Here is a 26,350-nt window from a genome sequence, read left to right as displayed (position 1 = left end):
GACGGGCTTGACCGTGCAGCATGGTTAACAGCGGCGTTCTGCCGCGCCCTCCGGCCACAATTAAGCCGGTGCGGCCCGGGATCGTCCCTGTCGAACAGGCCTGCCGATGCAGGGCCTCACCCCGGCTGCCGAGGCCGGGACGCATGGTTTACAGGGTTCATGATCAAGAAGACGATTTTTCTCCCGATCCTCGCGGTGATTGTGCTGGGCGGAACGGCCCGTGCCCAGGAACTCGATGACGGATCGCGCTACGCGCCGTTCTACGGACAGGATGACGGCCAGGGCTATGCCGGGCAGAGAGGAGCCAGGTGGGCTCCGCCGGAGACGGATTACCGCTACGATTCCGGGGACGCCGATCCCGGCCAATACGACCCCGGCCAGGAGGATCCCGGATATTATGATCCGGGCCAGGACGACGGCGCCCCCGGCAACTGGCAGGGCAGCCAGCCGCAGCGGCGCATCGCGCCGCGTGCGGAGGGCGATGCGGGCGCGAAGGACGATACGCGCGCCGTGATGGCGGTTTCGCCGATTCCGCGCGAGATCGTGCCTTTTTCGGGCTACGCCCCCGGCACGATCATCATCTCGACGCGGGAGCGCCGGCTCTACCTGATGCTCGACGACAGTTCCGCCGTGCGCTACGGCATCGGCGTCGGTAAGGAGGGTTTTGCCTGGAAGGGCGAGGAGGCCATCAGCCGCAAGCGCGAATGGCCGGACTGGACGCCGCCGAAGGAAATGATCGCCCGCCGTCCCAATCTGCCCGGCCACATGGATGGCGGCCTGAACAACCCGCTCGGCGCCCGCGCGCTCTATCTCGGCTCGACGCTGTACCGCATCCACGGCACCAACGAACCCGATTCGATCGGCAAGGCGGTGTCGTCGGGCTGCATCCGCATGGCCAATCCCGACATCATCGACCTCTACAACCGCGTGGACGTCGGCGCGCATGTCGTGGTGCTGTGACGCCGGCGCGCCTGTCCTGAGGGCCGGCGACTGGAGCGGGACCCTGATCTCCGGGTGCACGGACGTCCCGTCCGCCCTTGTCCAACCGGCTGGCGAGACGTTTCAACTCGCGAAGCACGCTGTTTCCCGGAGCGGACAAGACGTCGCCGCAGCCGGGAAACGCGCGGATCAGGCCGCCTTCACGATCCGGAAGCCCTCGATCTCCTTGACGACCGACAGGTTCTTCCGGCGGTCGCTGTCGTGCAGGAGATCAGCTTGCATGGGCGCCATGCACGAGGCTGGCGAGGGGCTGGTCCTTCGAACGGGCGAACTCGATGACGTGAACGTCCCAGTCGGTGTGGCTCGTCGTTGGCATGGTTGGAACCTTAGCTTTCGGCGATGAAGCGTCCGAGGCTGGAGAGCCCGACGGCGATGATCAGGATGGCACCCTGGAGCACATATTGCGAATAGGTGGGTGCCCCGAAGATGTTCAGGCCGTTGAAGCCGAAGGCGATGATGAGGGCGCCGACCAGCGTGCCGAAGACATGGAACTCGCCGTCGCGCAGCGTGGCGGAGCCGAGGAAGACGGCGGCGAAGGCGGTGAGCAGGTAGCTGTCGGCGGCGCTCGTCGTGCCGCTGCCGAGGCGGGAGGCGAGCAGGATGCCCGTCAGCGCGGCGCAGACCCCGGAAATCACGAAGCCGAGGATCTTGATGCGGTCGACGTCGATGCCGGCCAGGCGTGCCGCCGCCGGATTGCCGCCGACGGCCTGGATCTCCTGCCCGAGCGAGGTCCGCTCGACCAGCAGCCAGAGCCCGCCGAGCACCGCGACCATGATCAGGATGTTGTTGGGGATGCCGAAGAGCCATCGTCCGAGCGAAAGCTGCAGGAAGGCTTCGGGGACGCCCGCCACGATCGGCACGCCGGCCGAATAGGCGAAGGAGAGGCCGGTGAGGATGGTGCCGACCCCCAGCGTGGCGATGACGGAATTGACGCGTATCTTGGTGACGATCAACCCGTTGATGAGTCCGATCAGGGCGCCGGCCGCCAGGACGATCAGGATCGCGACCGGGATCGGCAGCTTGTTGCTGACGATGAGGCCGGTGACGAGGACGCCGTGCAGGCTGGCCGCAAAGCCGATCGACAGGTCGAGTTCGCCGACGATCACCGCCAGCGTCAGGCCGGCGGCGATGATCATCGTCAGCGACGCCTGGTTGAGGACGTTGGTGAAATTGTTGACGGTCGGGAAGGCGCGCGGCGACAGCAGGGAGAAGGCGACGACCATCGCCACCAGGCCGATGATCGTGGCATAGCGCGAAAAGAAGCCGAGAAATTCCTTGGCGCGCGGCGAAAGGCTGCGAGGGGCCGTTGCGGTCCGTGTCATGGTCAGAGTCTCCCGGCGGGGGCCGCTTCGGCGTAGCTTGCTTCGATGATGGCGTTGCGGGAGAGGGCATCTCCCTGCAGTTCGCGGACGATCCGGCCCTCCGCCATGACGAGGACCCGGTCGCACAGGTCCGGCAGTTCGTCCGGCTCGGAAGAGATGACGACGACCGCCATGCCCTTGGCGGCGAGGTCGCGGATCAGGCGGTGGATCTCGCCGCGGGCGCCGATGTCGACGCCGCGCGTCGGCTCGTCGAGGATGAGCACCTGGGGCGCGCGCAGCAGCCAGCGCCCGATGACGACCTTCTGCTGGTTGCCGCCGCTGAGGCGGCCGACCGGCGTCTCGATGCTGGCGGTCTTGATCGCAAGGTCGCGTATCGTCTCGATCGAGGCCGTCCTGCGCTTGCGGTAGTCGATCAGCGGCAGCATGGGGCTGCGGACGATCCTGGAGAGATTGGCGATCTGGAGGTTGAAGGCGACGCCCTTGGTGAGGACGAGGCCCTCGGTCCGGCGCTCCTCCGGCACGAGGCCGAGCCCGGCCCTGACGGCCTGGGCGGGATTGCGCGGCGCATAGGGCCGGCCGCCGAGCGTCATGGTGCCGGCCGCCGGCCTGTCGGCGCCGAACAGGAGGCGCGCGAGCTCGCTGCGGCCTGCGCCGACGAGGCCGCCGATGCCGAGCACCTCGCCGTGGTGGAGATCGAAGCTGACCTCCTTAACCCGGGGCGGTCGGGCGATGGCGCGGACCTGGAGGGCGACGTCCTGTCGACGCGCCGGCGCCTGCGTCTTGGCGAGGCGCTCGACGCCCCGGCCGACGATGGCCTCGACGAGGGCTGCGCGCGTCAGGTCCTTCTTCTCGATGCGGGCGACGGAGCGGCCGTCGCGGAAGGCCGTGACATTGGCGCACAGCCGCAGCACCTCGTCGAGCCGGTGGGAAACATAGAGCACGGCGACGCCGGATTTCGAGAGATCCTCGATGATGGAGAAGAGCTTTTCGCTCTCCTTGGCCGAAAGCGATGCCGTCGGCTCGTCCATCACGATGAGACGGGCCTTCTGGATGAGGGCGCGGGCGATGTTGATCAGCCAGTTCTCGGCGGTGGAAAGCCCCTTCACATTGGCGAAGAGCGGCGCCGTGATGCCGACGCGCCGGGCGACCGGCTCGACGTCGCGCGCGATCGCCTTCCAGTCGATCATGCCCAGACGCGTCTTTTTGGGCAGGCCGAGCATGATGTTCTGCAGCACCGTCATGCCGGGAACGAAGGCGAGTTCCTGGTGGATGAAGTTCATGCCGAGATGGGTGGCGCGCTGGGGCGTGGCGATCCCCACCGGCGTGCCGTCGAGAAGGATCCGGCCGCGATCGGGCTGCGTCAGCCCGGCGAGGATGCGGATCAACGTGGATTTGCCGGCCCCGTTGGCGCCGACGAGGCCGTGCACCTCGCCGGCATTCAGGGACAGGGAGACATCCCTGAGGGCATGAACGCCGCCGAAGGACTTGGCGACGTTCTCTGCGGCCAGGAACGGGGTTGCCGGCAGCGGTTCCGCGACCGGCAGGGCTTCTTGGGCAAGCATGAAACTGGGCCTGATCCGCCTATTGGCCGGTGGCGTCCGGATGGTCCTTGACGAACTGGGCGACGGTGTCCTGCGTGACGAGCACGGCCGGGACCTCGACGGCCTTCGGCGTCCAGCCGGCGCCGGCGGCTTTGATGTCCTTGAGCAGCTTAACCATCTTGTAGCCTTCGGTGTAGCTGTCTTCCCAGGCGGTCGCCGTCATATGGCCGTTCTGGATGTTCTCGATCGCCTGCGCATTGCCGTTCACGCCATAGACCTTGACGTCGTCGCGGCCCTGCTGGCGCAGCGCCCCGATGGCGCCGATCGCCGGGTCGTCCCAGCAGCCCCAGATGGCGAGCTTCTCGTCGCCGCCCGGATGGGAGGCCAGCCACGCATTGGCATATTGCGCCCCGTCCTCGAAATAGCCGGGAATGCGGACCTCGTTCTTGGTGACGGTGATGCCGGGGCTCTTCGCCAGGATCTGGTCCATCAGCACTTCGCGGTTGCGGCAGACTTCGCCGGTCCGGTAGGTGAGGGCGAGCAGGCTGCCCTTGTCGCCGAAATCGGCCAGCATCTTCTTCAGCACGGGCTCGGCGATCGCGGCGCCCGAGCCGTTGGTGGCGGCGACGGTGCCGCCGAGGCCGCCGCCCCAGGTGACGACCGGGATGTTGGCGCCCTTCGCCGCGGCGAGGCCGGCGCCGATCGAGGAATAGGGGAACACCATGTCGATCACGGCACCGGCGCCGCGCTCGGCGAAGTTCTGGATCGCCGAATTGGCCTGGTCGGCGCTGCCGGCGGCGTCGATCACCGAAACCGTCCAGCCGTCTTCCTTGGCCGCGGCGGTGGCGCCGGCGATGTAGCGGACATTGTTGGCCTCGGTCGCCGCGATCGACACGATGCCCAGCAGCTTCTCATCCGCCTGAGCGGCGCCCGCTGCGAGCGCGAGGCCGGCAGCCGCAAGTCCCATCGTCCAGTTTCTCATTTTTTCCTCTCCCCGTGCGATCGCGTTCTGGCGCGCATTTGCCTGGCGAACGTCAGCTAATCGTTTCGTCAGATTTGACGATCGGGACGGAAGAGGCAAGAAAAAAGTGCGATTATGCGCCAGTTTCTTCTGGACTTGCCGGTCATGGTCACCCAGATTTGACGAAACGATTAGCTGGGTGTTCGGTGGCAACCATCAGAGACGTCGCGCAAGCGGCAGGCGTATCGACGGCGACGGTCTCGGCCGTCATCAATGACAGTGCCTATGTCAGCCCGGAGCTGCGGGCGCGCGTCCAGGCGGCGGTCGCCCGGCTGAACTATGCCCCCATGCTGGCGGCGCGCAACCTCAAGCGCGGGCGAAGCCAGCTGATCGCCATCGTGGTGGCCGACCTCGCCAATCCGTTCTTCGCCCGCATCGTCTGCGCGGCGGAAGCCGCGGTCGCGGCCTGGGGCTACTCCCTCGTCGTCTTCAACAGCGACGAGAAGCCCGACAACGAGAAGCGCATCCTGGCCCGCATAAGGACGCTCTCCTGCGACGGCGTCGTGCTGGTGCCCGTCGGCGAATCGCTGACGCATGACCAGCGCGACTTCGACGGCAGCCCGATGCCGATGGTGCTGTTCGGGCGCATCGTCGACGACAGCCGCTCCGACACCGTGACGATCGACAACGTCTCGGCGGCCCGGCAGGTGACGAACTATCTCCTCGATCTCGGGCACCGGCGGATCGGCACGATCACCGGCATGATGCATCTGACGACGGGGCGCGGCCGTCTGGAGGGCATGCTCCAGGCGATGCAGGAGAGGGGCCTCGCTCCCCAGCCGGGCCACATCCGCGCCGGCGAGTTCCGCGAGGACGTCGCCTATTCAGTCTCGCGCGAGCTCCTCGATCGGCCGGACCGTCCCAGCGCGCTCTATGTCGCCAACGGCGTCATGGCGCTCGGTGTGATGCGGGCCGTCGCCGATCTCGGCCTGCGCTGCCCGGAAGACATCTCGATCGCGTCCACCGATACCATTCCGGGCATCGGCGGGCTGCGCCCGCGGCTGACCCGGACGGAGCACCCCGTCGCCGAGATGACCAACGAGGCGCTCCGCCTCCTCATCGACCGCATCAGCCGGGGCGCGGATTCGCCGCCGCGCAACGTCGTTTTCCAGCCGGCCATGGTGCTGGGGGAGAGCTGCGCGCCCGTCACCGGGCAATGATGCGCTGCGCCCGGGACGATCGGCGGACAGCCGGAACGGCGCGGCCGAGGGGAGGCTGGTGAACCTCCCGCAGCCGTCGTCTTACCTTCATGATGCCCCCCTATAGAGGCGCTCATTGGGGGGTGCATCATGGAAGACAATACGTTGGAACTCGATCAACTGCAGGCTGCCTACAAGGCCGCCGTCGAGGAATGGATCGCCGCCATCCGGCAGGAAGAGGCGCTGGCCTCCGTCAATCATTCGGTGGCCGAGGTCGACGAATGGGAACAGGCCCATTTCCGCGAAGACGAAATCCGTGGCAAGGTCCTGGCGGCCAAGAAGGACTATGAAGACGCGCTGCGCGAGAAGTTCTTCAACTTCTGAAGGCTGACCGCTTTCGAAGTCGCCCGAGGCGGGCGCCGGACACTCTCATTTCTCCACTCGGTCCCAGCCATTGGGGCCGAGGCGCTCCTGCGGCAGGAAGCGGCCCTTATAGGCCATCTTGCGCGAGCCTTCGACCCAATAGCCGAGATAGAGATAGGGCAGGCCGAGTTCCTGCGTCCGGTGGATATGGTCGAGGATCATCAGGGTGCCGATGCTGCGATCGGTCATTTCCGGTTCATAGAACGAATAGACCATCGAAAGGCCGTCGGCGAGGACGTCGGTGAGCGACACGCCGATCAGCGGTCCCTCGCCATGGCGGTTGAGCGGCAGGTTGTCGCCCCGGAGACGGTATTCGACGAGCTTGGTGTTGACGTGGCTGTCCTCGACCATCATCGCATAGTCGAGCACCGTCATGTCGGCCATGCCGCCATCGGCGTGGCGCTCGTCGAGATAGGCGCGGAAGGTCGAATATTGCTCCGACGTCGGCGTTGCCGCCCGCATGTCGGAGATCACATCCTGATTGGCGCGAAGAGTGCGGCGGAAGGACTTGTTCCAGACGAAATCGGCGACCGGCACGCGCACCGAGACGCACGCCTTGCAGCTTTCGCAGGCGGGGCGATAGGCGATGGTCTGCGAGCGGCGGAAGCCGCCATGGCTCAGCACGTCATTGAGGCGCGTCGCCCGTTCGCCGATCAGGTGCGTGAAAACCTTGCGCTCCTGCTTGCCTTGCAGATAAGGGCACGGCGAGGGCGCCGTCAGATAGAACTGCGGTGAATCGCGTATTTCTATGCTCAACGCCATTCTCCTTGCGCATCATGTAAATCTATCACCGGGATCGGCGTGAGGCTAGTGGCGCACTCTAGACGGCGAGGCTGAACACTTGTTGAAGATGCGCGTTCAATAAATTGATATCGATCAAGAAAGAACGAGCATCCCGCCGATTCCCCCGCGCCGCCGGCCTCGGCTGTCCTGTTGCAAATCCTGTGCGTTGCGGCTCAAACCTGCCTCGGACGCGCTTCGGCGAGGCCGAGCAGCCCTCCCGGCCGGAAAACCAGCGTCGCCACCAGCAGAATCATGACGGCGATGTCACGATAGTCGATCGGCAGATAGGCGGACCAGGCCACTTCGAAAAGGCCGAGGGCGAAGCCGCCGAGAAGCGCGCCCTCGATCGAGCCGATCCCGCCGACCACGGCCGCGACCAGGCCCTTGAGGCCGAGCATGGTGCCGATCGAATAATCCGCTCCGCCGTAATACACCGTCATGATGAAGCCGCCGAGGCCGGCCAGGGCCGTGGCGAGGGCGAATGTCTGCGCCAGCATGGCCCGGCTCGAAATGCCCATGAGATTGGCCATCACGGGATCGTCGGCGGTCGCCCGCCAGCGCCGGCCGAAATCGCTGCGACGCATCAGGCCGACCACCGTCAGGGACAGCACCGGCACCATCGCGCCGATGAGGATCTGCATCGGCGTGACGTCGACGATGAATTCGCCGGCGCGGGCGAGGGGGATGGGATCGTTGAGAAGGGGATGGGCCCAGGGGTTCCTGGATCTCGTCGCCATGCGCATCACCTCCTGCATGATCAGCGAGACCGCGACGGTGGCGATGAGGACGGATTGTCCCCGCCGGAAGGCGAGCGGCGCGAAGACGAGGCGCTCGACCACGTTGCCCCAGAAGACGGCGAGGCCGATGGCGAGGCAGAGACCGACGAGGACGACCAGGACCGATGCCGTCGGCGACGTCGCAGCCGCGAACAACAGGACGGAGACGGTGGCGAAGCTGCCGAGCGCGGCAAAATCGCCGAAGGTGAAGTTGATCCGGCCGACGAGCCCGTAGATCAGCGCATAGGCGACGGCGATGAGCATGGTTATCGCCGTGTTCGGCACGCCGTTGCAGAAGGACTGCATGAAATAGGCGAGGGAGGAGGCGATTTCCGGGACGTCGGCCTGCGTGTCGCCCGGGCCGGGATCGGCGAGGGAGGAATCCTCGTGCCGGTCCAGCCAATACCGTTTGAGGATATGCAGGCCGATCGGCGAATAGGCGCGATCCTCCGTCGAGAGACGGTTCAATTCGGTGCCGTCCCTGTCCTCGGGACTCGGGCCGAAGCCGCAGATGACGAGATGGTGGTGTTCCCGTCCTGCCTCGATGGTGCGATAGTCGATGCGGATCATGCCGGGCGGACCGGCAGGCGCGACGTGCGTGACCGTGATGCTGGTGGCGTCGAGGCTGACGGCGGGCAAGGTCTGCCGGCACGCCCGAACCTGGTCCGGATCGAGCGCATCGCCGCAGCCGGCGAGGCCGAGGGCCAGGAGGAGCAGAACGGCGATGCGTTGAATCAAGGCAGCTTCTATGGCGCAGTGTGCAGAGCGACACTCGTTCGATGCACTTTCCCCGGACGACACGCAAGAGCTACAACCCGCGAATCTCGGAACAACCATGCCGCAAGCCGGACCCGAAGGGGCAGCCCCGCCCCGCATCACCATCGTCTATTGCCGTCAATGCCAGTGGCTGCTGCGCGCGGCGTGGATGGCGCAGGAATTGCTGTCCACCTTTGCCGAGGATATCGGTTCCGTCACGCTGGTTCCGGCGACGGGCGGTGCCTTCCGGATCGAGTATGACGGCGAGGAAATCTGGGAGCGCAAGCGCGACGGCGGATTCCCGGACGTGAAGACCCTCAAGCAGCTGGTGCGCGACAGGCTCGATCCCGGCCGGAACCTCGGCCATATCGATCGGTGAGGCGGCGGCGCGGGAAAGGGCGACGGCCTATCTTTCCCGGCGGAGCCGTTCCGCCATGCGCGGCGCGAAATAGGTCAGGATGCCGTCCGCGCCGGCGCGCTTGAAGGCCATCAGGCTTTCGACCATCGCCTTCTCGCCGTCGATCCAGCCGTTCAGCGCCGCCGCCATGATCATCGAATATTCGCCGGACACCTGATAGGCGAAGGTCGGGCGGCCGAACTGGTTCTTGAGGCGGGCGACGATGTCGATATAGGGCAGGCCGGGCTTGACCATGATCATGTCGGCGCCCTGGGCGAGGTCGAGCTCGGCTTCGTAGATAGCCTCGTCCGAATTGGCATAGTCCATCTGGTAGGTGCGCTTGTCGCCCGTCAGCGTGCCGGAGGAGCCCACGGCCTCGCGGAAGGGTCCGTAGAAGGCCGAAGCATATTTGGCCGAATAGGCCATGATCTGCACGTCGAGATGGCCGGCGGCATCCAGCGCCTCGCGGATCGCGCCGACGCGGCCGTCCATCATGTCGGAGGGCGCGATGATGTCGGCGCCGGCATCGGCCTGCACGAGCGCCTGGCGCACCAGGAGGCCGACGGTCTCGTCGTTCAGGATCCTGCCGCCCTCGAGCAGCCCGTCATGGCCGTGCGACGTATAGGGATCGAGCGCGACATCCGTCATCAGCCCGACCTCCGGCACCTTCTCCTTGATCGCCCGGCAGGCACGGCAGGTCAGGTTCTGGGCGTTGAGCGCCTCGCTTCCGGTCGGATCGCGCAAGGCCGGATCGGTGTAGGGAAAGATGGCGACCGCGGGGATGCCGAGCGAGGCGGCACGGGCGACCTCCTCGACGGCGACGTCGACGGAGACGCGGTCGACGCCCGGCATGGCGGCGATCGGCGTCCTCTCGCCGACGCCGTCGCGCACGAAGATCGGCCAGATCAGGTCGCCGGCCGTGAGGACGTTCTCCGTGACCAGACGGCGCGCCCATTCGCTCTTGCGGTTGCGCCGCGGCCGCTCGACCAGCGACAGCCGTTCCGGCTTGGGAGACGATCTGAGGGGAGGGACGGGCATGGGCGTGACGGACATGGCGATCTCGGCGGCATCGGGTGAGGCGGCGTCTTATCACATCCGTCCGGCCGCGAACATGCCCCGGTGTCACACCCGTGCGGCCCGCCGCGCATGGGTCGGACAGGGGAGAACGGCGGCGGGCGAGGGGACCCGATCGAGAATCTTTGCCCTTGCGGCGATCGGCGGGTAAAAGGCCACGGGCTCCCGCGGGCGGGGACCCGCGAGCGAGAGGAACGGGCAGGGCATGAGCGACATCGAGATCGATCGTGAGGGCCAGCCCTATGGAATCTATCTCCTGTGGTTCATGCGCGGCGTCGGCGTGATCTGGCTCGCCAAGGGCATCATCCATTGGTGCCTCATTCTCGGCATCGGCCATGCCGATCCCGCGCGCTTCCTCGAATTGCCGGTGCTGACGCAGAGCGCCGTCATCTTCTTCGCCGTGTTCGATCTCGTCGCGGCCGTCGGCCTGTGGATGGCATCGGCCTGGGGCGGGGTCATCTGGCTGATCGCGGCGGGCGCCCACTTCGCCATCCTGGTCTTCAAGCCGGAGATCTTCGGACGGCAATATGCCTTGATGGCGACGATCACCGTGCTGATCTTCGTCTATGTGGCGCTGGCCTATCTGGCGGCCCGCGTAAAATAGCGCAGCCCCCCGTCTCGCCCTTCGTCTATGACGTGTTGCATATTTATCACACGCATCGATTTGCTGCTCACATGCCGGTGATGCGCGGCCCGGTTTGCCTCATTTGTCCCGGTTTTGCCTCTTTCTGCCGCTAACGGACAATGCAGGTTTCATTGTTGCCCTTTGCGCCTTCAGCTTAGAGTTCGACTCCAATCGCGGTTCGTTTACCGATTCGATGTTACGTCCGGGCCAATTGATGGTCTCCGGCCGCAGCTCGACACGGTCGGCGCGTGGGGGAACCTAGTTTGACGACAGGATTGGATTGATATGTCCCGTTTTTCTCGCCGCGACTTCCTGGCTACCCTGGCCGCCGGTGCCGCGACATCGGCTCTGGCGCGTCCTTCCCTTGCGGATGAGTTCGGCCTCGGCCAGATGGAGATGAAGGAACGCTACGATTCGGTGGCGAGCCCGATCGCCGCCGCCACGTCCTCCTCTCCCACCTTCTCCCCCTATACGCTGCAGGCGACGCAGAATGCCCTGCAGAAATACACCGAGCTGGCCGGCCAGGGCGGCTGGCCGCAGGTGACCGGCAAGGGGCGTCTCCAGCTCGGCGACCGCAATGACGACGTCGTCTCGCTGCGCCGCCGGCTGGTGGTCTCCGGCGACCTCGCGCCGTCCCTGGCCGATTCCAACGTCTTCGATTCCTATCTCGACGGCGCGGTGAAGCGCTTCCAGTCGCGCCACGGCATCCTCGCCAGCGGCGTCGTCGGCGACACCTCGCGCGCGGCTCTCGCCATCCCGATCGACGTGCGGGTCAACCAGCTGCAGATCAACCTCGTGCGCCTGCGCAGCATGAGCAGTCTCGGCAGTCGCTACATCATGATGAACATTCCGGCGACCGAGCTGGAGGCCGTCAACAACGGCGTGGTCGAACAGCGCCACAACACGGTGATCGGCAAGCCGGACCGGCCGTCGCCGGTGATGTCGACGGAAGTGCAGAACGTCAATTTCAACCCGTTCTGGACCGTGCCTCTCTCCATCATCAAGAAGGACCTGATCCCGATGATGCAGAAGGAGCCGAGCTATCTGGCCGACCATCATATCCGCATCTATAATCCGCAGGGGCAGGAGATCCAGGCCGAGCAGATCAACTGGAACACCGACGAAGCCACCCGCATGCGCTTCACGCAGGACCCGGGCTTCGGCAATTCGCTCGGCCAGGTCCGCATCAACATCGCCAACAAATACGGCGTGTACATGCATGATACGCCCTACAAGTCGGTGTTCGGCTCGGAGTACCGCTTCGATTCCTCCGGCTGCGCCCGCGTGCAGGATGTGCGTGAACTTTGCGCCTGGATCCTCCAGGGCACCGAATATAGCCGCGACCATATCGATGAGGTGATCCGCTCCGGTGCCCGCCTCACCGCGTCGCCGGTGCAGAAGGTGCCGGTGTTCTGGACCTATGTCACCGCCTGGGCGACCCCGGAAGGGATCATCCAGTTCCGCGACGACGTCTACAACAAGGACGGCTATGCCTCGCTCGCCGTCGTCCAGCAGGACGAGCAGGGCTGACGCCTCCTCCCGACTCCCCTTCACAGTCATGGCGGCGCTGCAAATTCATTTGCGGCGCCGTTTCATTTTTGCTGCAAAATAGGCTATCGGCTCTGGGGTCTGCGATCACCTGCCGGTCGTTTGCAGACATGAAATCATGCCGCCGTTGCTCTAGATCCTCTGCATCTTTCCAGACAAGGCCCGTTCCTGATGAATGACGCTCGCTCCTCTACCCTGTCGAACAGTTTCTTTGCCGCTGATCTGCATGCTGCCGATCCGGAACTGGCGCGCACCATCGATCTGGAGCTCGGCCGGCTGCGCGACCATATCGAACTGATCGCATCCGAGAACATCGTCTCCCGGGCCGTCCTCGAGGCGCAGGGGTCGATCATGACCAACAAATATGCCGAGGGCTATCCGGGCCGGCGCTATTATGGCGGCTGCGAGTTCGTCGACATGGCCGAGAACCTCGCCATCGAGCGGGTGACGCGGCTGTTCGGCTGCAAATTCGCCAATGTCCAGCCCAACTCCGGCAGCCAGGCCAACCAGGGCGTGTTCCTGGCGCTGATGAAGCCCGGCGACACCTTCATGGGCCTCAACCTGAACGCAGGCGGCCATCTCACCCACGGCTCCTCCGTCAACATGTCCGGCCGCTGGTTCAACGTGGTGCCCTACAATGTGCGCCCGGAGGACCAGCGCGTCGACATGGACGAAGTCGAGCGTCTGGCCCATGAGCACAAGCCGAAGCTGATCATCGCCGGCGGTTCCGGCTATGCCCGCCACTGGGATTTCCCGCGCTTCCGGGCGATCGCCGATGCCGTTGGCGCCTATTTCGTCGTCGACATGGCGCATTTCGCCGGGCTGGTCGCCGGCGACGCGCATCCCTCGCCCTTCCCGCATGCCCATGTCGCGACCTCCACCACCCACAAGACCCTGCGCGGCCCCCGCGGCGGCATCATCCTCACCAATGACGAGGACATCGCCAAGAAGATCAATTCGGCGGTGTTTCCGGGCCTGCAGGGCGGACCGCTGATGCATGTCATCGCCGCCAAGGCGGTGGCGTTCGGCGAGGCGCTGCGGCCGGAATTCAAGACCTATGCCCGCCAGGTGGTCGACAATGCCGCGGCTCTCGCCGCCAATCTCAAGGCCAACGGCTTCGACATCGTCACCGGCGGGACCGACAACCATTTGATGCTGGTCGATCTTCGTCCGAAGAACATCACCGGCAACCTGGCCGAGAAGGCGCTGGAACGCGCCCACATCACCTGCAACAAGAACGGCATCCCCTATGATCCGCAAAAGCCGACGGTGACCTCCGGCGTCCGCCTGGGAACGCCGGCGGCGACCTCGCGCGGCTTCGCCGCCAAGGAATTCGAGGAAGTCGGCGACCTCATCACCGAGGCGCTGGAAGGCTTGGCGAAGAACGGGGCGGAGAACAACGGGGCGGTCGAGCAGGACGTGCGGACGCGTGTCAACCGGCTGACGGCGCGCTTCCCGATCTACTGAGGGCGTATCGAGGAGCGCGGACATCCTGTCCGCCTCCCGTAACGCGACGCCGGCAGGACGCAGATGCGGACTGGATGTCCGCGCTGCGGGAATTTCGAACGGATATACGGCATGAAATGCCCCTATTGCGGCGGCTTCGATACCCAGGTGAAGGACAGCCGCCCGACCGATGACGGAACCTCGATCCGCCGCCGCCGCGTCTGCTCCGACTGCGGCGGCCGCTTCACCACGTTCGAGCGCGTGCAGCTGCGCGAGCTGACCGTGGTGAAACGTTCGGGGCGGAAGGTCAGCTTCGACCGCGACAAGTTGTCCCGCTCGATCGAGGTGGCTCTTCGCAAACGTCCGGTGAGCGAGGAGCGTATCGAGAGGCTCGTCAACGGGCTGGTCCGCCAGATCGAGAGCCTCGGCGAAAGCGAGATCACCTCCGAGGAGATCGGGCGCATCGCCATGAAGGGCCTCAAGGCCCTGGACGACGTCGCCTATGTCCGCTTCGCCTCGGTGTACCGGAATTTCCGGGAAGCCAAGGATTTCGAGGCCTTCCTCGGTGAACTTTCCACGGAAGATGAGGGCCGGCCGGAGGGGCGGGGCGACGCCCAGGATTGAGAGGCCATGCGGGGACTGCATCGATCGTTCCCGATAAACGCTCTTTTCTTTTCGCGCCCGGTGACTATTTGCTGCCGAGCCCGCCTCCTGACCGGACTTTCGAACCCGCCGTGACCCCCGCTTCTCCCCCCGTCGCCATCGACGATCTTCGGCGCGATGAGCGCTTCATGCGCGCGGCGCTGGCGCTGGGACGCCGCGGCCTGGGCAATACCTGGCCCAATCCGGCGGTGGGGTGCGTGATCGTCCGCCGCGAGGGCGGGCATGACGTCGTGGTCGGCCGCGGCTGGACCCAGCCGGGCGGCCGCCCCCATGCGGAGACGCAGGCCCTCGCCGAGGCGGGACCGCTGGCGAAGGGCGCCACGGCCTATGTGACGCTGGAGCCCTGCTCGCATTACGGCCGCACCGGCCCCTGCGCCGACGCGCTGGCCCGGGCGGGCGTCGCCCGGATCGTCGGCGCCTTGCGGGACCCCGATCCGCGCGTCGGCGGCCGGGGCTTCGACATGCTGGTCCGCTACGGGCTCGACGTCACCGAAGGCGTGCTCGCGGACGAGGCCTACCAGGCCCATGTCGGCCACATCACCCGCGTGGTCTTCGGCCGGCCGGCCGTGACGGTGAAGATCGCCGTCTCCGCCGACGGCAAGCTGGCGGGGCCGGGCGGGGCGCCGGTGAGGATCACCGGGCCCGAGGCGAGCGCACGCGTCCATATGATGCGGGCGCAGAGCGACGCCATCGCCGTCGGCGTCGGCACGGTCCTGGCCGACGATCCGCGGCTGACGGTGCGGCTGCCCGGCCTCGAGGAGCGCTCGCCGATTCGCATCGTCTTCGATTCGAACCTGCGCCTGCCGCCCGCCTCCAAGCTGGTGCGCGGCGCCCGCGACGTGCCCCTCTGGGTGATCGCCCGCAGCGACGCGCCGGCGGCTGCCGAGAGGATCCTGACCGATGCGGGCGTCGAGGTCATGCGCGTCGGCCCCGATGCGGTCTCCGGCCGCCCCTCGCTGGACCTCGGCGAGGCGCTGCGCCTCCTCGGCACGCGCGGCATCACGCGCCTGCTGGTCGAGGCCGGGCCCCGGCTCGCGGCGTCACTGATCGAGGCCGATCTCGTCGAGGAATTCGTGCAGTTCTGCTCGCCCGCTCCGATCGGCGAGGGCCTTGCGGCGCTCACGCCCGAATTGCTGGCGATCCTCGACAGGCAATTGCCCAACATGGCCGCGAAAATGGCGGGCCATGATATCATGACCGTTCAGCGCAGGAGTTGATGCATGTTCACCGGAATCGTCACCGATGTCGGCGAGATCGTTTCGCTCGAGGATCACGGCTCGGCCAAGAGGATCGCCATCGCCTGCGGCTATCCCCTCGATTCGATCCCCATCGGCGCCTCGATCGCCAATGCCGGCATCTGCCTCACCGTGACGACGCTCGCCGCCCGCGGCAATGCCGACACCGTCTTCACCATCGACGCCTCGTCCGAGACGATCGAGCGCACGACGATGTCGGGCTGGAAGGTCGGCGACAAGGTCAATCTCGAACGGGCGCTGCGCATCGGCGACGAACTCGGGGGGCACATCGTCTCGGGCCATGTCGACGGCGTCGCCGAGATCGTCTCCCGGCGCGACCAGGACGGAACCGCGCATTTCGTCTTCCGCGCGCCGAAGGACCTGTCGAAATTCATCGCGCAGAAGGGCTCGGTGGCGCTGGACGGCACGTCCCTGACCGTCAATCACGTCGAGGGCGACGAATTCAGCGTCATGATGATCCCGCATACGCTTGCCGTCACCACCTGGGGCCGGGCCAAGGTCGGCGACGCCGTCAATATCGAGATCGATACCATGGCGCGCTATGCCGCACGGCTTGCGGATGTCGCCGCCGGGCGCTAGAGCAGGCGTCGATTGCACCGACTCGCAATTTTTCTCTAACCCGTTGTTTTGACGAATTTTCCTGATCGAAAAGCCGATCGGCTTTTTTGGAGGATGCTCGGGCGCGTTCTGCGGTTTGACCGAATTGGCGGGAAACGCAACGAGGCGTCGAAACAAGAGCTGGAGCAAAAAGGCGTTCCGCCGAAACGCGTTTTGCTCTAGTGAACCGCCAATGGCAATGTTCCGCGGCATGACCCGACCGGGTTGCCGCCCTGTTTCACCAAGAGATGTCCCATGGCCGGCCCGCGCCGTTCTAACGAAAGCGCCGACACCCGTTTCGGCGGTCCGCTTCCGCCCCATATTCTCATCGTGGAGGCGCGCTATTATGACGAAATCGCCGATGACCTCCTCACCGGCGCGACCGGTGCGATCAAGGCGGCCGGCGCGAGCTTCGACGTGATCACCGTTCCCGGCGCGCTCGAAATACCTGCCGCGATCGTGATGGCGCTGGATGCGGCGGCCTTGCGCGGGCGGGCCTATGACGGTGCGGTGGCGCTGGGCTGCGTCGTGCGCGGCGAGACTACCCATTACGACATCGTTGCCGGGGAAAGCGCGCGCGCGCTCATGGATCTCTCGGTCCAGCGTGCGCTGCCTCTCGGCAACGGCATCCTCACGGTGGAGAACGACGCCCAGGCCCATGCGCGCGCCAGCATCTCCGACATGAACAAGGGCGGAGGCGCCGCCGATGCCGCCCTCCATATGGTGGGGCTCAAACGCCGCTTGTACGGGGCAGGGGAATGACACGGGCCCAGAAACGTTCGGCGGCCCGCCTTGCGGCGGTGCAGGCGCTCTACCAGATGGACCTGACGGGGACGGGCGTCGTCGACGTGCTTGCGGAGTTCGAGGGCTACTGGATCGGCCAGGAGATCGAGGGCGTCGAATATACGCCGGCCGAGGCGGCCTTCTTCCGCGACATCGTCGGTGGGGTGGTGCGCGAGCAGCGCAGCATCGATCCGAAGGTCGATCGGGCGCTCGCCGACGGTTGGCCGCTGAAGCGGGTCGATGCCATCATGCGCGCCATCATGCGTGCCGGCGTCTATGAGCTGACCGCCCGCCATGACATTCCGCCCAAGGTGACGATCTCCGAATATGTCGACGTCGCCCACGCCTTCCTCGAACGCGAGGAGGCGGGCATGGTCAATGCCGTCCTCGACAAGATCGCCAGGGCCGAGCGCGGCGACCATCTGCGGGCGTCGTAGCCGGACGCGCCGGTCCGCGGGCCGGCGCCCCGGTTCCAGGAACGGACCATGACGCGGCTCACCGAAGACCAGTTGATCAGCCGCTTCTTCGCGCCGCTCGCAACACTCGCGGGTGCGCGGGGGCTGACGGACGATGCTGCGGTCCTCAGCGTGCCCGCCGGCCGCCATCTGGTGGTGACGGCCGACATGCTGGTCGCCGGCGTGCATTTCCTGGCCGACGACGCCGCCGACCTCGTCGCGCGCAAATCGCTGCGCGTCAACCTTTCCGACCTCGCCGCCAAGGGTGCGCGGCCCCATGCCTTCACCCTCAGCCTGGCGTTGCCGGCGGGGTGGACCGACGAATGGCTCGCCCTCTTCGCCGAAGGCCTGGCCCGGGATGCGGCGGCGTTCTCGTTTTCCCTGCTCGGCGGCGATACCGTGAGGACGCCCGGCCCGCTGACTATCGCCGTCACCGCCTTCGGGCTGGTGCCGGCTGCCGACATACCCCGCCGCGACGGCGCGAGGGCCGGCGACGCCGTCTATGTCTCCGGCACGATCGGCGACGGCGCGCTGGGGCTGCTGACGCGGACGGGCCGGGACGCCTTTGCGGACCGGCTCGGGCCGGAGGATCGAGCCTTTCTCACCGGGCGCTATCTGCTGCCGGAACCGCGTGTGGCGCTGGCCCCTGCGCTGCTCGCCCATGCCTCCGCCACCATGGACGTCTCGGACGGTTTCGTCGGGGACCTCGCCAAGCTGCTGCGGGCTTCGGGCGTCTCGGCGACCATCGATCTGTCGCAGGTGCCGCTCTCGGCAGCGGCCCGCCGGGCCGTGGCGGGCGACGCCGCCTGTTTCGAGACGGCGCTGACCGGCGGGGACGACTACGAGATCCTGTGCACCGTGCCGCCTTCCGGCGAGGAAGCCTTCGTCGGGGCGGCGAAGGCGGCGCGCATCGACGTCACCCGCGTCGGCGTCGTGACGGAGGAAGCCGGGCCGCCGCGCTTCATCGCGCCCGGCGGCGCCGACACGCGCTTTGCGCGCGGCAGCTTCAGCCACTTCTGACGCCGGAGCCCGGCCCCGACTCCGGCCGCGGCGGAAATCGCCCGTCTTTCAAAGAACTTGCATCGATCGCGCGCCGTGGTTGCGCCGCCTCGCCGATTTTGGCAGCATCGGGGCAACCGGACATCTTGCGGCGTCCGGTGGAGGAGTCGCCGCATGAGCACCCCCCGAATTCCGTTGAGGAATCGGGCGGTACAGGCTCGTGCAAATGGAAAGACAAGGGAAAAAAACGTCCATGCTTTCATTGTGGGTTATTATTGCGTGCGGGGCGCTTTCCCTCGTTTACGGGGTCTGGGCCTTCCAGTCGGTGATGGCACAGCCGGCGGGCAATGCCCGCATGCAGGAAATCGCCGGCTATATCCGCGAAGGCGCACAGGCCTATCTGCGTCGTCAATATACGACGATCGCCGGCGTCGGGGTCGTGATCTTTCTGCTGGTCGCCTATTTCCTGTCGATACCGAGCGCCATCGGCTTTCTGATCGGTGCCGTTCTCTCGGGTGCCGCCGGCTTCATCGGCATGAACATGTCGGTGCGCGCCAATGTCCGCACCGCCCAGGCCGCGATGAATTCCCTCGGCGCCGGCCTCGAGGTCGCCTTCAAGGCCGGTGCCGTCACCGGCATGCTGGTCGCCGGTCTCGCACTTCTCGGGGTGTCGGTCTATTATTTCATCCTGACCGGGCCCATGGGCCTGAGCTTCGGCAATCCGGCGCAGGCCCGCGAAATCGTCGATTCGCTGGTGTCGCTCGGCTTCGGCGCTTCGCTGATCTCGATCTTCGCCCGCCTCGGCGGCGGCATCTTCACCAAGGGCGCCGATGTCGGCGGAGACCTCGTCGGCAAGGTCGAAGCCGGCATCCCGGAGGATGACCCACGCAACCCCGCCACCATCGCCGACAATGTCGGCGACAATGTCGGCGATTGCGCGGGCATGGCGGCGGACCTGTTCGAGACCTATGCGGTCACGGTGGTCGCCACCATGGTCCTCGCGCAGATCCTGTTCGCCGGCACGCCGATCCTCGGCGATGTCCTGCTCTACCCGCTCGGCATCGGCGCCGCCTGCATCGTCACCTCCATCATCGGCACCTTCTTCGTCAAGCTCGGCGCCAACCAGTCGATCATGGGCGCGCTCTACAAGGGCTTCATCGCATCGGCCGTCCTGTCGATCGTCGGGCTCGCCATCGCCACGCATATCCTGATCGGCTGGGGCACGCTCGGCACCGTCGCCGGCCGCGACATCACCGGCGTCGAACTCTTCGCCTGCGGCGTGGTCGGCCTGATCGTAACCGGGCTGATCGTGTGGATCACCGAATATTATACCGGCATCGGCTATCGCCCGGTGCGGTCGATCTCGCAGGCCTCGGTCTCCGGACACGGCACCAACGTCATCCAGGGCCTGGCGGTCTCCCTCGAGGCGACGGCGCTGCCGACGATCGTCATCGTCGCCGGCATCGTGGCGACCTATTCGCTCGCCGGCCTGTTCGGCACGGCCATCGCCGTGACGACGATGCTCGGCCTGGCGGGCATGGTCGTCGCCCTCGATGCCTTCGGCCCGGTCACCGACAATGCCGGCGGCATCGCCGAGATGGCGGGCCTGCCGAAGGAGGTGCGCCATTCGACCGACGCGCTCGATGCCGTCGGCAACACCACCAAGGCGGTGACCAAGGGCTATGCCATCGGTTCCGCCGGCCTCGGCGCGCTCGTGCTGTTCGCGGCCTATACCTCCGACCTCACTTATTTCTCGGCGAATGCGACGGAATATCCCTATTTCGCCGGGGTCAGCCCCAACTTCTCGCTCGCCAATCCCTATGTCGTCGTCGGCCTGCTGCTCGGCGGCCTCATTCCCTATCTGTTCGGCGGCATCGCCATGACGGCGGTCGGCAAGGCGGCGTCGGCGATCGTGGAGGAAGTCCGGCGCCAGTTCCGCGAGAAGCCGGGCATCATGAAGGGAACCGACAAGCCCGATTACGGCAAGGCGGTCGACCTGCTGACCAAGGCCGCGATCCGGGAGATGCTGATACCCTCGCTCCTGCCGGTGCTGTCGCCGATCGTGATCTACTTCCTCGTCCTGTGGATCACCGGTTCCAAGTCGGATGCCTTCGCGGCCGTCGGCGCCATGCTGCTCGGCGTGATCGTGACCGGGCTCTTCGTCGCCATCTCGATGACGGCAGGGGGCGGCGCCTGGGACAATGCCAAGAAGTCGTTCGAGGACGGCTTCGTCGATGCCGGCGGAACGCGGCACCTGAAGGGCTCGGAGGCGCACAAGGCCTCGGTGACGGGTGATACCGTCGGCGATCCCTACAAGGATACGGCTGGCCCCGCCGTCAATCCGGCGATCAAGATCACCAACATCGTGGCGCTGCTGCTGCTGGCGATCCTTGCCCATCATTGAGGATGCCGGGCGGACAAGGGATAGGAGGAAGGAGGGCTTGGCGCCCTCCTTTTTCATGAGCCGGTGCGGCTATCCTGAGCGAAGGCAGGGCCGAAGCCGGTTCCCGTCAGCCGCGGGCGGCGTCGAGGATCCGCTTGCATTCGCCGAGTTCGAGGAGAACGGCCTGCAGCCGGCGGCGATCGTCCCGCAGCGGCGATGCCGGCGGCGGGCCGGGGCGCGTCTCGGGCCGCGGCGGCGGCGAGACGCTGGCTTCCGACACGGGCGCGGCGAAGGCCAGGCTGTGCTGGGAAGGAAGGATGTCGTCTTCGGGGCCGGCGCCCACGCTCTCGAAGGTCGGCTCGATGCGATCCTCCGGCGTTGCGGCCGCATCGTCGTCCTCGGTCAGCAGGTCCGCGTCGATCTCGGCCTCCGGCCATTCGGCGCGCTCGCGGCGCCGCTCTTCCTCGTCGGCCCGCGGAATCAGGGCCACCGGCGGGGCATAATTCTCATTCTGCGCCCGGCCGACCTCCATGACATGGCGGTTGCCGCGCTCCTTGAGGATGCGCTGCACGCCCTTGATGGTGTAGCCTTCGCCATAGAGATAATAGCGGATCCCCTTGAGGAGATCGATGTCGTCGGGCCGGTAATAGCGCCGACCGCCGCCGCGCTTCAGCGGCTTGATCTGTATGAAGCGGGTTTCCCAGAAACGCAGCACATGCTGCGGCAGATCGAGGTCGTCGGCGACCTCGCTGATGGTGCGAAATGCGTCAGGCGCTTTTTCCATGCGCAGAACTCCTGACCCGTTCGGGCACCAAAACGCCCTCTGTTATCAGTCGTCCGATTCTCTTATGAATGACAAGAGTTTATCGTAAACTTCCTAACCAAAACATCAGCGATGCCGGCCTGAAGGCCTCCGATGGCACCTCAATCCTCCGAAACGCCCTCGGTCGTCTCGCCGTTGATCTGGGCTTTCAGGATGTTGGATGGCTTGAACACCATCACCCGGCGCGGTGAAATCGGAACCTCCTTGCCCGTCTTCGGATTGCGGCCGATGCGTTCGCCCTTCGAGCGCACCACGAAGGAGCCGAAGGAGGACAGCTTCACCGTCTCGCCACGTTCGAGGCAGCTCGATATCTCATGGAGGACCAGTTCGACGAGTTCGGAGGATTCCGTCCGAGACAGGCCGACCTTCTGATACACTGCTTCGCAAAGATCTGCTCTTGTGACGGTATTTCCCGCCATCGCTGTCACACCCCTTGCTCTGAGACGGACTGCCTCCCAACAGGCTGCCGGTCTGCTTCCCGATTTGTGCAGCTCGAGATTGCGCATTGAAAGGAATTCAACGCCCGGCAAGAGCAGAACCCAAGCCGTAAATCCGCCCCGCAAAACACATCAGTGTAGCCGAGATTCAAGACCCGACTCTATGTCACTGAAAACGCGACGCTATTGACGAATTGACTTCAGGTCAACCTCCAATCGTCGGCGAGCTTTGCTTCCGCCGCCGGGCCCCGGGCGCGATCGACGGAATCTCGCCGTCACCAGCGGATGAGAGCCGCACCCCAGGTGAATCCGCCGCCCATCGCCTCGAGAAGGACGAGATCGCCCTTCTTGATGCGGCCATCCTTGACGGCGACGTCGAGCGCGAGGGGGATGGAGGCCGAGGAGGTGTTGGCATGCTCCTCGACCGTCAGCACCACCTTGTGCGGGGGCAGGCCGAGCTTCTCGGCGGTGGCGTCGATGATCCGCCGGTTGGCCTGGTGCGGCACGAACCAGTCGACCGCCTCGAAAGGCAGGCCGACATCGTCGAGCGTGTCGCTGAGGATCTGCGGCACCATGCCGACGGCGAGCTTGAACACTTCCTTGCCGTCCATGCGCAGGTGCCCGACGGTTCCCGTCGAGGAGGGGCCGCCGTCGACCAGCAGCTTGGACTTGTGCCGGCCGTCGGAGCGCAGGCGCGCGGCGAGGATGCCGTGGTCCTGGATCGAACCGTCGCTCATCGTCGCTTCGAGCACGACGGCGCCCGCGCCGTCGCCGAACAGCACGCAGGTCGTGCGGTCCGTCCAGTCGAGGATGCGCGAATAGATCTCGGCGCCGATCACGAGGGCACGCTTGGCCGAGCCGCTGCGCAGGAAATTGTCGGCGATGGTGAGGCCGTAGACGAAGCCGGTGCACACCGCCTGCACGTCGAACGCCGCGCCATGTGTCATGCCGAGATTGGCCTGGACGGTGGTGGCGGTGGCGGGAAACGTATTGTCGGGCGTCGAGGTCGCGAGCACGATGAGGTCGATGTCGGCGGCGGTGAGGCCGGCCGATTCCAGCGCGCGCTCGGCTGCCCGGGTGGCGAGGTCCGACGTCACTTCATTGTCCGCGGCCCGCCGGCGGGCGCGGATGCCGGTGCGCTGCACGATCCATTCGTCGGAGGTATCGACGATCTTGGCGAGGTCGGCATTGGTGACGCGGTTCGCCGGCAGATAGGAGCCGACACCCCTGACGACGGATCTGAGCGTTGCCATTATGCCGCGTCCGTGCTGGTCGCGGCGGCCGTGATGGCGCGGTGGTCGAAGCTCAGGCTTTCCGTAATTTTGGTCATCAGATCCTGTTTCACCATGTCATAGGCCAGGTCGATCGCGGCCGCATAGCCCTCGGCGTCCGTGCCGCCATGGCTCTTGACCACGATGCCCCTGAGGCCGAGAAAAACCCCGCCATTGGCCCGGCGCGGATCGAGCCGCATGCGCAGGGAGGCGAAGGCGCCGCGGGCGAAGAGATAGCCGATCCGCGCCATCAGGGTGCGCGACATGGCGGAGCGAAGATAGCTTGCGATCTGCTTGGCCGTTCCTTCGGCTGTCTTGAGCGCGATGTTGCCGGCGAAGCCCTCGGTCACCACGACGTCGACCGTGCCGTTGCCGATGTCGTCGCCTTCGACGAAGCCGTGATATTTCATGCCCGGCAGATGCGCCTCGCGCAGGACGCGTCCCGCCTCGCGCACCATTTCAAGGCCCTTGACCTCCTCGACGCCGACATTGAGGAGACCGACGGTCGGTCGCTCCAGGCCGAGCACGATGCGGGCCATGGCCGCTCCCATCACCGCCATGTCGATCAGCGCCTCCGAATCGGCGCCGATGGACGCGCCCACGTCGAGCACGATCGATTCGCCCCGCAGCGTCGGCCACAGCGCGGCGATGGCCGGGCGCTCGATCTCCGCCATGGTCCGCAGGCAGAAACGTGCCATCGCCATCAGCGCGCCGGTGTTGCCGGCGGACACCGTGGCGTCGGCCTCGCCATTCTTGATGGCTTCGATGGCCAGCCACATCGACGACTTCCACCGGCCGTAGCGGAGCGCCTGGCTCGGCTTGTCGTCCATGCGGATGGCGACGTCGGTGTGATGGACGCTCGACGCCGCCGCGAGTTTGGGATGGGCTTCGAGCAGGGGACGGATGATCTTCTCGTCGCCGAAGAAGACGAAACTCAGATCCGGATGATGCGTCAGGGCCACATCGGCGCCGGGCACGACGACGGCGGGTCCGTGGTCGCCGCCCATCGCGTCGAGAGCGATACGAATTTTCGAAGCCATGGATCGCTCAGGTGCCCTGTTTTCGTCTATCCGCCACGCATGGTCCGGAAGGCGCTGCGTTTTGCAGCAAAAGCCTGGGGACTACAAGAGTGCAGCGAAGGTCGACGTTTCGAATTTCAGAACCGGGCCACTCGCATTGCGGAGGTTTTGCTGATTCTTTCGACAAAATGATGATCGCTTCGCTGTTTTGCCGCCCGTCGGACGGCCGGGCGCCGGGGCAGGCGAACAATAGCGGCAGATGGGCGCAAGGCAAGATCCGCATCGCCGGGGGTGCCCCGATTCCCGCGTGCCGGAGGGGAGGGGCGGCGAGCCGCCTCAGCACTCCACCGCGCTGACCGCGAGACCGCCCTGTGAGGTCTCCTTGTATTTGGACTGCATGTCGGCGCCGGTCACCCGCATGGTGGTGATCACCTGGTCGAGGCTCACCTTGTGGGTGCCGTCCCCGCGCAGGGCGAGCGAGGCGGCGGCGATCGCCTTGTTGGCGCCGAAGGCGTTGCGTTCGATGCAGGGGATCTGCACGAGACCGCCGATGGGGTCGCAGGTCATGCCGAGATGGTGCTCCATGCCGATCTCGGCCGCATTCTCGACCTGCTCGATCGTGCCGCCGAGCGCGGCGGCGAGCCCGCCCGCCGCCATCGAGGCGGCGACGCCGACTTCTCCCTGGCATCCCACCTCGGCGCCGGAGATCGAGGCGTTCATCTTGAAGAGCATGCCGATGGCCGCGGCCGTGAGGAGATATTCGTCCGCGCCCGCCTCCGAATAGTCGCAGAAATCGCGATAATAGCGCAGCACCGCCGGCACGATGCCTGCCGCCCCGTTGGTCGGCGCCGTCACCACCCGCCCGCCGGCGGCGTTCTCCTCGTTGACGGCGATGGCGAAGAGCGACACCCAGTCCATGATTTCATGGGGCGCGCGCACGTTGCGGCCGGCATCGGCGAGCAGGCGCTCGCGCAGGGCCTTGGCGCGGCGCTTGACGCGCAGGCCGCCCGGCAATTCGCCCTCGATGCTCATGCCCCTGTCGATGGCTGCGTCCATCACGGTCCGCAGATGCGCCAGGCGTTCGCGGATGACGGCCTCCGGCTGGCTCGCGGTTTCGTTGGCGAGCACGATGCCGCCGATGGTCAGGCCGTGCGCCCTGCCGATCTGCAGCAGGTCCGCCCCGCTGCGGAAGGGATGGGGAACCTCGAGAGCCTGGGCCGCCGCCGGGTTCTCGCCCTCCGCAAGCACGAAGCCGCCGCCGATGGAGAAGTAGAATTCGGTGAGCAGGGCCGTGCCGTCCTCGTCCCACGCCGTGAAGGAGAGCGTGTTCGGATGGCCCTTGGCGGGGGTCTTGCGGTCGAACACGATGTCGCGGGTTCGCTCGAAGCTCATCGCCCGCCGGCCGCCCAGCGCCAGCATGTTCCTGGCCCCCGCCTCCTCGACGATGGCGGCGACCGCTTCGGGATCGACGGTCTCGGGCTCCTCGCCGGCGAGCCCGAGGATGACGGCGATGTCGGTGGCATGGCCGTGACCCGTCCACGCGAGCGAGCCGTAGAGCACCGTCTCGATGCGGTGGGTGTGCACGAAATGCCCCTGCCGCCGCAGGGACTGGACGAAGCGTCCGGCCGCGCGCATCGGCCCGACGGTGTGGGACGAAGAGGGGCCGATGCCGATCTTGAAGATGTCGAAGACGCTGATCATCGGCGCGGTGTTCCCTCGGGCGTTGAGTGCGACGCTGGACTGCAACAATCGAAGCGCGCCGTTTCGGAACGAAGCGTACAGGATATTACATCGATTTTCGTTGCACGGGAAAC

General features: G+C 66.3%; 25 protein-coding genes. 14 read left to right on the top strand and 11 right to left on the bottom strand.

Going from position 1 to position 26,350, the window contains the following annotated elements; translation table 11 throughout:
• Positions 1-159 precede the first annotated feature (159 nt).
• Entirely contained in the window at positions 160-960 is an 801-nt protein-coding gene (locus J3R73_RS24460; protein ID WP_307433447.1) for a L,D-transpeptidase, read from the top strand.
• 365 nt (positions 961-1,325) lie between these two features.
• Here J3R73_RS24460 and J3R73_RS24455 read toward each other — a convergent pair whose 3' ends face one another.
• The 3 genes from J3R73_RS24455 to J3R73_RS24445 are packed head-to-tail and all read right to left on the bottom strand — an operon-like array spanning position 1,326 to position 4,844.
• Positions 1,326-2,321, bottom strand: a complete 996-nt coding sequence (locus J3R73_RS24455) for an ABC transporter permease (protein ID WP_307433444.1) — start codon at positions 2,319-2,321, stop codon at positions 1,326-1,328.
• 2 nt (positions 2,322-2,323) lie between these two features.
• The gene (locus J3R73_RS24450; protein ID WP_307433440.1) at positions 2,324-3,883 is read right to left on the bottom strand and encodes a sugar ABC transporter ATP-binding protein; all 1,560 of its coding nucleotides are present in this window, start codon (positions 3,881-3,883) and stop codon (positions 2,324-2,326) included.
• Positions 3,884-3,902: 19 nt separating this feature from the next.
• Positions 3,903-4,844 carry a sugar ABC transporter substrate-binding protein gene (locus J3R73_RS24445; protein ID WP_307433437.1) on the bottom strand — a complete coding sequence of 314 codons (942 nt, stop codon included), beginning with the start codon at positions 4,842-4,844 and terminating at the stop codon, positions 3,903-3,905.
• A gap of 185 nt (positions 4,845-5,029) precedes the next feature.
• On the opposite strand from J3R73_RS24445, the gene J3R73_RS24440 reads away from it, so the two are divergent.
• Together J3R73_RS24440 and J3R73_RS24435 are read left to right on the top strand one after the other, a co-directional pair.
• A complete protein-coding gene (locus J3R73_RS24440) occupies positions 5,030-6,043 on the top strand; it encodes a LacI family DNA-binding transcriptional regulator (RefSeq protein WP_307433435.1) in 1,014 nt (337 codons plus the stop codon).
• 129 nt (positions 6,044-6,172) lie between these two features.
• Positions 6,173-6,406, top strand: a complete 234-nt coding sequence (locus tag J3R73_RS24435) for a hypothetical protein (RefSeq protein ID WP_307433433.1) — start codon at positions 6,173-6,175, stop codon at positions 6,404-6,406.
• A 45-nt stretch (positions 6,407-6,451) separates the two neighbouring features.
• Here J3R73_RS24435 and J3R73_RS24430 read toward each other — a convergent pair whose 3' ends face one another.
• A complete protein-coding gene (locus J3R73_RS24430; RefSeq protein WP_370879998.1) occupies positions 6,452-7,207 on the bottom strand; it encodes an arginyltransferase in 756 nt (251 codons plus the stop codon).
• Between the two features lie 194 nt (positions 7,208-7,401).
• Positions 7,402-8,742 carry a branched-chain amino acid ABC transporter permease gene (locus J3R73_RS24425; protein ID WP_307433427.1) on the bottom strand — a complete coding sequence of 447 codons (1,341 nt, stop codon included), beginning with the start codon at positions 8,740-8,742 and terminating at the stop codon, positions 7,402-7,404.
• A 97-nt stretch (positions 8,743-8,839) separates the two neighbouring features.
• Here J3R73_RS24425 and J3R73_RS24420 point away from each other — a divergent pair, with 97 nt between their 5' ends.
• Entirely contained in the window at positions 8,840-9,139 is a 300-nt protein-coding gene (locus J3R73_RS24420; RefSeq protein WP_307433423.1) for an Rdx family protein, read from the top strand.
• A 27-nt stretch (positions 9,140-9,166) separates the two neighbouring features.
• Here J3R73_RS24420 and hemB read toward each other — a convergent pair whose 3' ends face one another.
• Positions 9,167-10,195, bottom strand: a complete 1,029-nt coding sequence (gene hemB, locus J3R73_RS24415; RefSeq protein WP_503128791.1) for a porphobilinogen synthase — start codon at positions 10,193-10,195, stop codon at positions 9,167-9,169.
• A 241-nt stretch (positions 10,196-10,436) separates the two neighbouring features.
• Between hemB and J3R73_RS24410 the strand changes: the two genes are divergently transcribed.
• From J3R73_RS24410 to J3R73_RS24365, 10 genes are all read left to right on the top strand, one after another.
• Positions 10,437-10,835, top strand: a complete 399-nt coding sequence (locus J3R73_RS24410) for a DUF6163 family protein (RefSeq protein ID WP_307433415.1) — start codon at positions 10,437-10,439, stop codon at positions 10,833-10,835.
• Between the two features lie 306 nt (positions 10,836-11,141).
• Positions 11,142-12,386: a L,D-transpeptidase family protein gene (locus J3R73_RS24405; RefSeq protein ID WP_307433404.1), complete on the top strand. Its 1,245-nt coding sequence runs from the start codon at positions 11,142-11,144 to the stop codon at positions 12,384-12,386.
• 189 nt (positions 12,387-12,575) lie between these two features.
• Positions 12,576-13,871: a serine hydroxymethyltransferase gene (gene glyA / locus J3R73_RS24400; RefSeq protein WP_307433394.1), complete on the top strand. Its 1,296-nt coding sequence runs from the start codon at positions 12,576-12,578 to the stop codon at positions 13,869-13,871.
• A 111-nt stretch (positions 13,872-13,982) separates the two neighbouring features.
• The gene (nrdR, locus tag J3R73_RS24395) at positions 13,983-14,474 is read left to right on the top strand and encodes a transcriptional regulator NrdR (RefSeq protein ID WP_307433391.1); all 492 of its coding nucleotides are present in this window, start codon (positions 13,983-13,985) and stop codon (positions 14,472-14,474) included.
• Positions 14,475-14,584: 110 nt separating this feature from the next.
• A complete protein-coding gene (gene ribD / locus J3R73_RS24390; protein WP_307433388.1) occupies positions 14,585-15,730 on the top strand; it encodes a bifunctional diaminohydroxyphosphoribosylaminopyrimidine deaminase/5-amino-6-(5-phosphoribosylamino)uracil reductase RibD in 1,146 nt (381 codons plus the stop codon).
• 3 nt (positions 15,731-15,733) lie between these two features.
• Positions 15,734-16,348, top strand: coding sequence for a riboflavin synthase (locus tag J3R73_RS24385; RefSeq protein WP_307433384.1), 615 nt, complete (start codon positions 15,734-15,736; stop codon positions 16,346-16,348).
• 273 nt (positions 16,349-16,621) lie between these two features.
• Positions 16,622-17,128 (top strand): 6,7-dimethyl-8-ribityllumazine synthase, encoded by a 507-nt coding sequence (locus tag J3R73_RS24380; RefSeq protein WP_307433381.1) that lies wholly within the window; start codon positions 16,622-16,624, stop codon positions 17,126-17,128.
• Positions 17,125-17,586 (top strand): transcription antitermination factor NusB, encoded by a 462-nt coding sequence (gene nusB / locus J3R73_RS24375; RefSeq protein ID WP_307433378.1) that lies wholly within the window; start codon positions 17,125-17,127, stop codon positions 17,584-17,586. The genes J3R73_RS24380 and nusB overlap by 4 nt, the downstream gene beginning before the upstream one ends.
• A 48-nt stretch (positions 17,587-17,634) precedes the next feature.
• A complete protein-coding gene (thiL, locus tag J3R73_RS24370; protein ID WP_307433374.1) occupies positions 17,635-18,624 on the top strand; it encodes a thiamine-phosphate kinase in 990 nt (329 codons plus the stop codon).
• Between the two features lie 232 nt (positions 18,625-18,856).
• Positions 18,857-21,007 (top strand): sodium-translocating pyrophosphatase, encoded by a 2,151-nt coding sequence (locus J3R73_RS24365; protein ID WP_307433369.1) that lies wholly within the window; start codon positions 18,857-18,859, stop codon positions 21,005-21,007.
• A 106-nt stretch (positions 21,008-21,113) separates the two neighbouring features.
• Here J3R73_RS24365 and J3R73_RS24360 read toward each other — a convergent pair whose 3' ends face one another.
• The 5 genes from J3R73_RS24360 to J3R73_RS24340 all read right to left on the bottom strand — a co-directional run bounded on the left by J3R73_RS24360 (position 21,114) and on the right by J3R73_RS24340 (position 26,237).
• On the bottom strand, positions 21,114-21,770 hold the full coding sequence (locus J3R73_RS24360; protein WP_307433366.1) for a MerR family transcriptional regulator: 657 nt from the start codon (positions 21,768-21,770) through the stop codon (positions 21,114-21,116).
• A gap of 140 nt (positions 21,771-21,910) precedes the next feature.
• On the bottom strand, positions 21,911-22,228 hold the full coding sequence (locus J3R73_RS24355; RefSeq protein ID WP_307433362.1) for an integration host factor subunit alpha: 318 nt from the start codon (positions 22,226-22,228) through the stop codon (positions 21,911-21,913).
• 293 nt (positions 22,229-22,521) lie between these two features.
• Positions 22,522-23,499, bottom strand: a complete 978-nt coding sequence (locus J3R73_RS24350) for a beta-ketoacyl-ACP synthase III (RefSeq protein WP_307433358.1) — start codon at positions 23,497-23,499, stop codon at positions 22,522-22,524.
• Complete coding sequence (gene plsX, locus J3R73_RS24345) at positions 23,499-24,557, bottom strand: phosphate acyltransferase PlsX (protein WP_307433355.1); 1,059 nt, start codon at positions 24,555-24,557, stop codon at positions 23,499-23,501. Before plsX ends, J3R73_RS24350 begins: the two co-directional genes overlap by 1 nt.
• Positions 24,558-24,872: 315 nt before the next feature.
• Positions 24,873-26,237: an L-serine ammonia-lyase gene (locus J3R73_RS24340; protein WP_307433351.1), complete on the bottom strand. Its 1,365-nt coding sequence runs from the start codon at positions 26,235-26,237 to the stop codon at positions 24,873-24,875.
• Positions 26,238-26,350 lie beyond the last annotated feature (113 nt).

Origin of the sequence: Labrys monachus, assembly GCF_030814655.1 — a bacterium.
In the GTDB taxonomy this organism is placed as follows: domain Bacteria; phylum Pseudomonadota; class Alphaproteobacteria; order Rhizobiales; family Labraceae; genus Labrys; species Labrys monacha.
The sequence above is the reverse complement of the archived record's forward strand: the minus strand, read 5'-3'. Positions and strand labels throughout refer to the sequence as shown.

Bases quoted from the DNA above. Each gene is read 5' to 3' on its own strand.
- J3R73_RS24460 (WP_307433447.1), top strand. From the start codon at position 160: ATGATCAAGAAGACGATTTTTCTCCCGATCCTCGCGGTGATTGTGCTG.
- J3R73_RS24455 (WP_307433444.1), bottom strand. From the start codon at position 2,321: ATGACACGGACCGCAACGGCCCCTCGCAGCCTTTCGCCGCGCGCCAAG.
- J3R73_RS24450 (WP_307433440.1), bottom strand. From the start codon at position 3,883: ATGCTTGCCCAAGAAGCCCTGCCGGTCGCGGAACCGCTGCCGGCAACC.
- J3R73_RS24445 (WP_307433437.1), bottom strand. From the start codon at position 4,844: ATGAGAAACTGGACGATGGGACTTGCGGCTGCCGGCCTCGCGCTCGCA.
- J3R73_RS24435 (WP_307433433.1), top strand. From the start codon at position 6,173: ATGGAAGACAATACGTTGGAACTCGATCAACTGCAGGCTGCCTACAAG.
- J3R73_RS24430 (WP_370879998.1), bottom strand. From the start codon at position 7,207: ATGGCGTTGAGCATAGAAATACGCGATTCACCGCAGTTCTATCTGACG.
- J3R73_RS24420 (WP_307433423.1), top strand. From the start codon at position 8,840: ATGCCGCAAGCCGGACCCGAAGGGGCAGCCCCGCCCCGCATCACCATC.
- hemB (WP_503128791.1), bottom strand. From the start codon at position 10,195: ATGCCCGTCCCTCCCCTCAGATCGTCTCCCAAGCCGGAACGGCTGTCG.
- J3R73_RS24410 (WP_307433415.1), top strand. From the start codon at position 10,437: ATGAGCGACATCGAGATCGATCGTGAGGGCCAGCCCTATGGAATCTAT.
- J3R73_RS24405 (WP_307433404.1), top strand. From the start codon at position 11,142: ATGTCCCGTTTTTCTCGCCGCGACTTCCTGGCTACCCTGGCCGCCGGT.
- glyA (WP_307433394.1), top strand. From the start codon at position 12,576: ATGAATGACGCTCGCTCCTCTACCCTGTCGAACAGTTTCTTTGCCGCT.
- nrdR (WP_307433391.1), top strand. From the start codon at position 13,983: ATGAAATGCCCCTATTGCGGCGGCTTCGATACCCAGGTGAAGGACAGC.
- J3R73_RS24385 (WP_307433384.1), top strand. From the start codon at position 15,734: ATGTTCACCGGAATCGTCACCGATGTCGGCGAGATCGTTTCGCTCGAG.
- J3R73_RS24380 (WP_307433381.1), top strand. From the start codon at position 16,622: ATGGCCGGCCCGCGCCGTTCTAACGAAAGCGCCGACACCCGTTTCGGC.
- nusB (WP_307433378.1), top strand. From the start codon at position 17,125: ATGACACGGGCCCAGAAACGTTCGGCGGCCCGCCTTGCGGCGGTGCAG.
- thiL (WP_307433374.1), top strand. From the start codon at position 17,635: ATGACGCGGCTCACCGAAGACCAGTTGATCAGCCGCTTCTTCGCGCCG.
- J3R73_RS24365 (WP_307433369.1), top strand. From the start codon at position 18,857: ATGCTTTCATTGTGGGTTATTATTGCGTGCGGGGCGCTTTCCCTCGTT.
- J3R73_RS24360 (WP_307433366.1), bottom strand. From the start codon at position 21,770: ATGGAAAAAGCGCCTGACGCATTTCGCACCATCAGCGAGGTCGCCGAC.
- J3R73_RS24355 (WP_307433362.1), bottom strand. From the start codon at position 22,228: ATGGCGGGAAATACCGTCACAAGAGCAGATCTTTGCGAAGCAGTGTAT.
- J3R73_RS24350 (WP_307433358.1), bottom strand. From the start codon at position 23,499: ATGGCAACGCTCAGATCCGTCGTCAGGGGTGTCGGCTCCTATCTGCCG.
- plsX (WP_307433355.1), bottom strand. From the start codon at position 24,557: ATGGCTTCGAAAATTCGTATCGCTCTCGACGCGATGGGCGGCGACCAC.
- J3R73_RS24340 (WP_307433351.1), bottom strand. From the start codon at position 26,237: ATGATCAGCGTCTTCGACATCTTCAAGATCGGCATCGGCCCCTCTTCG.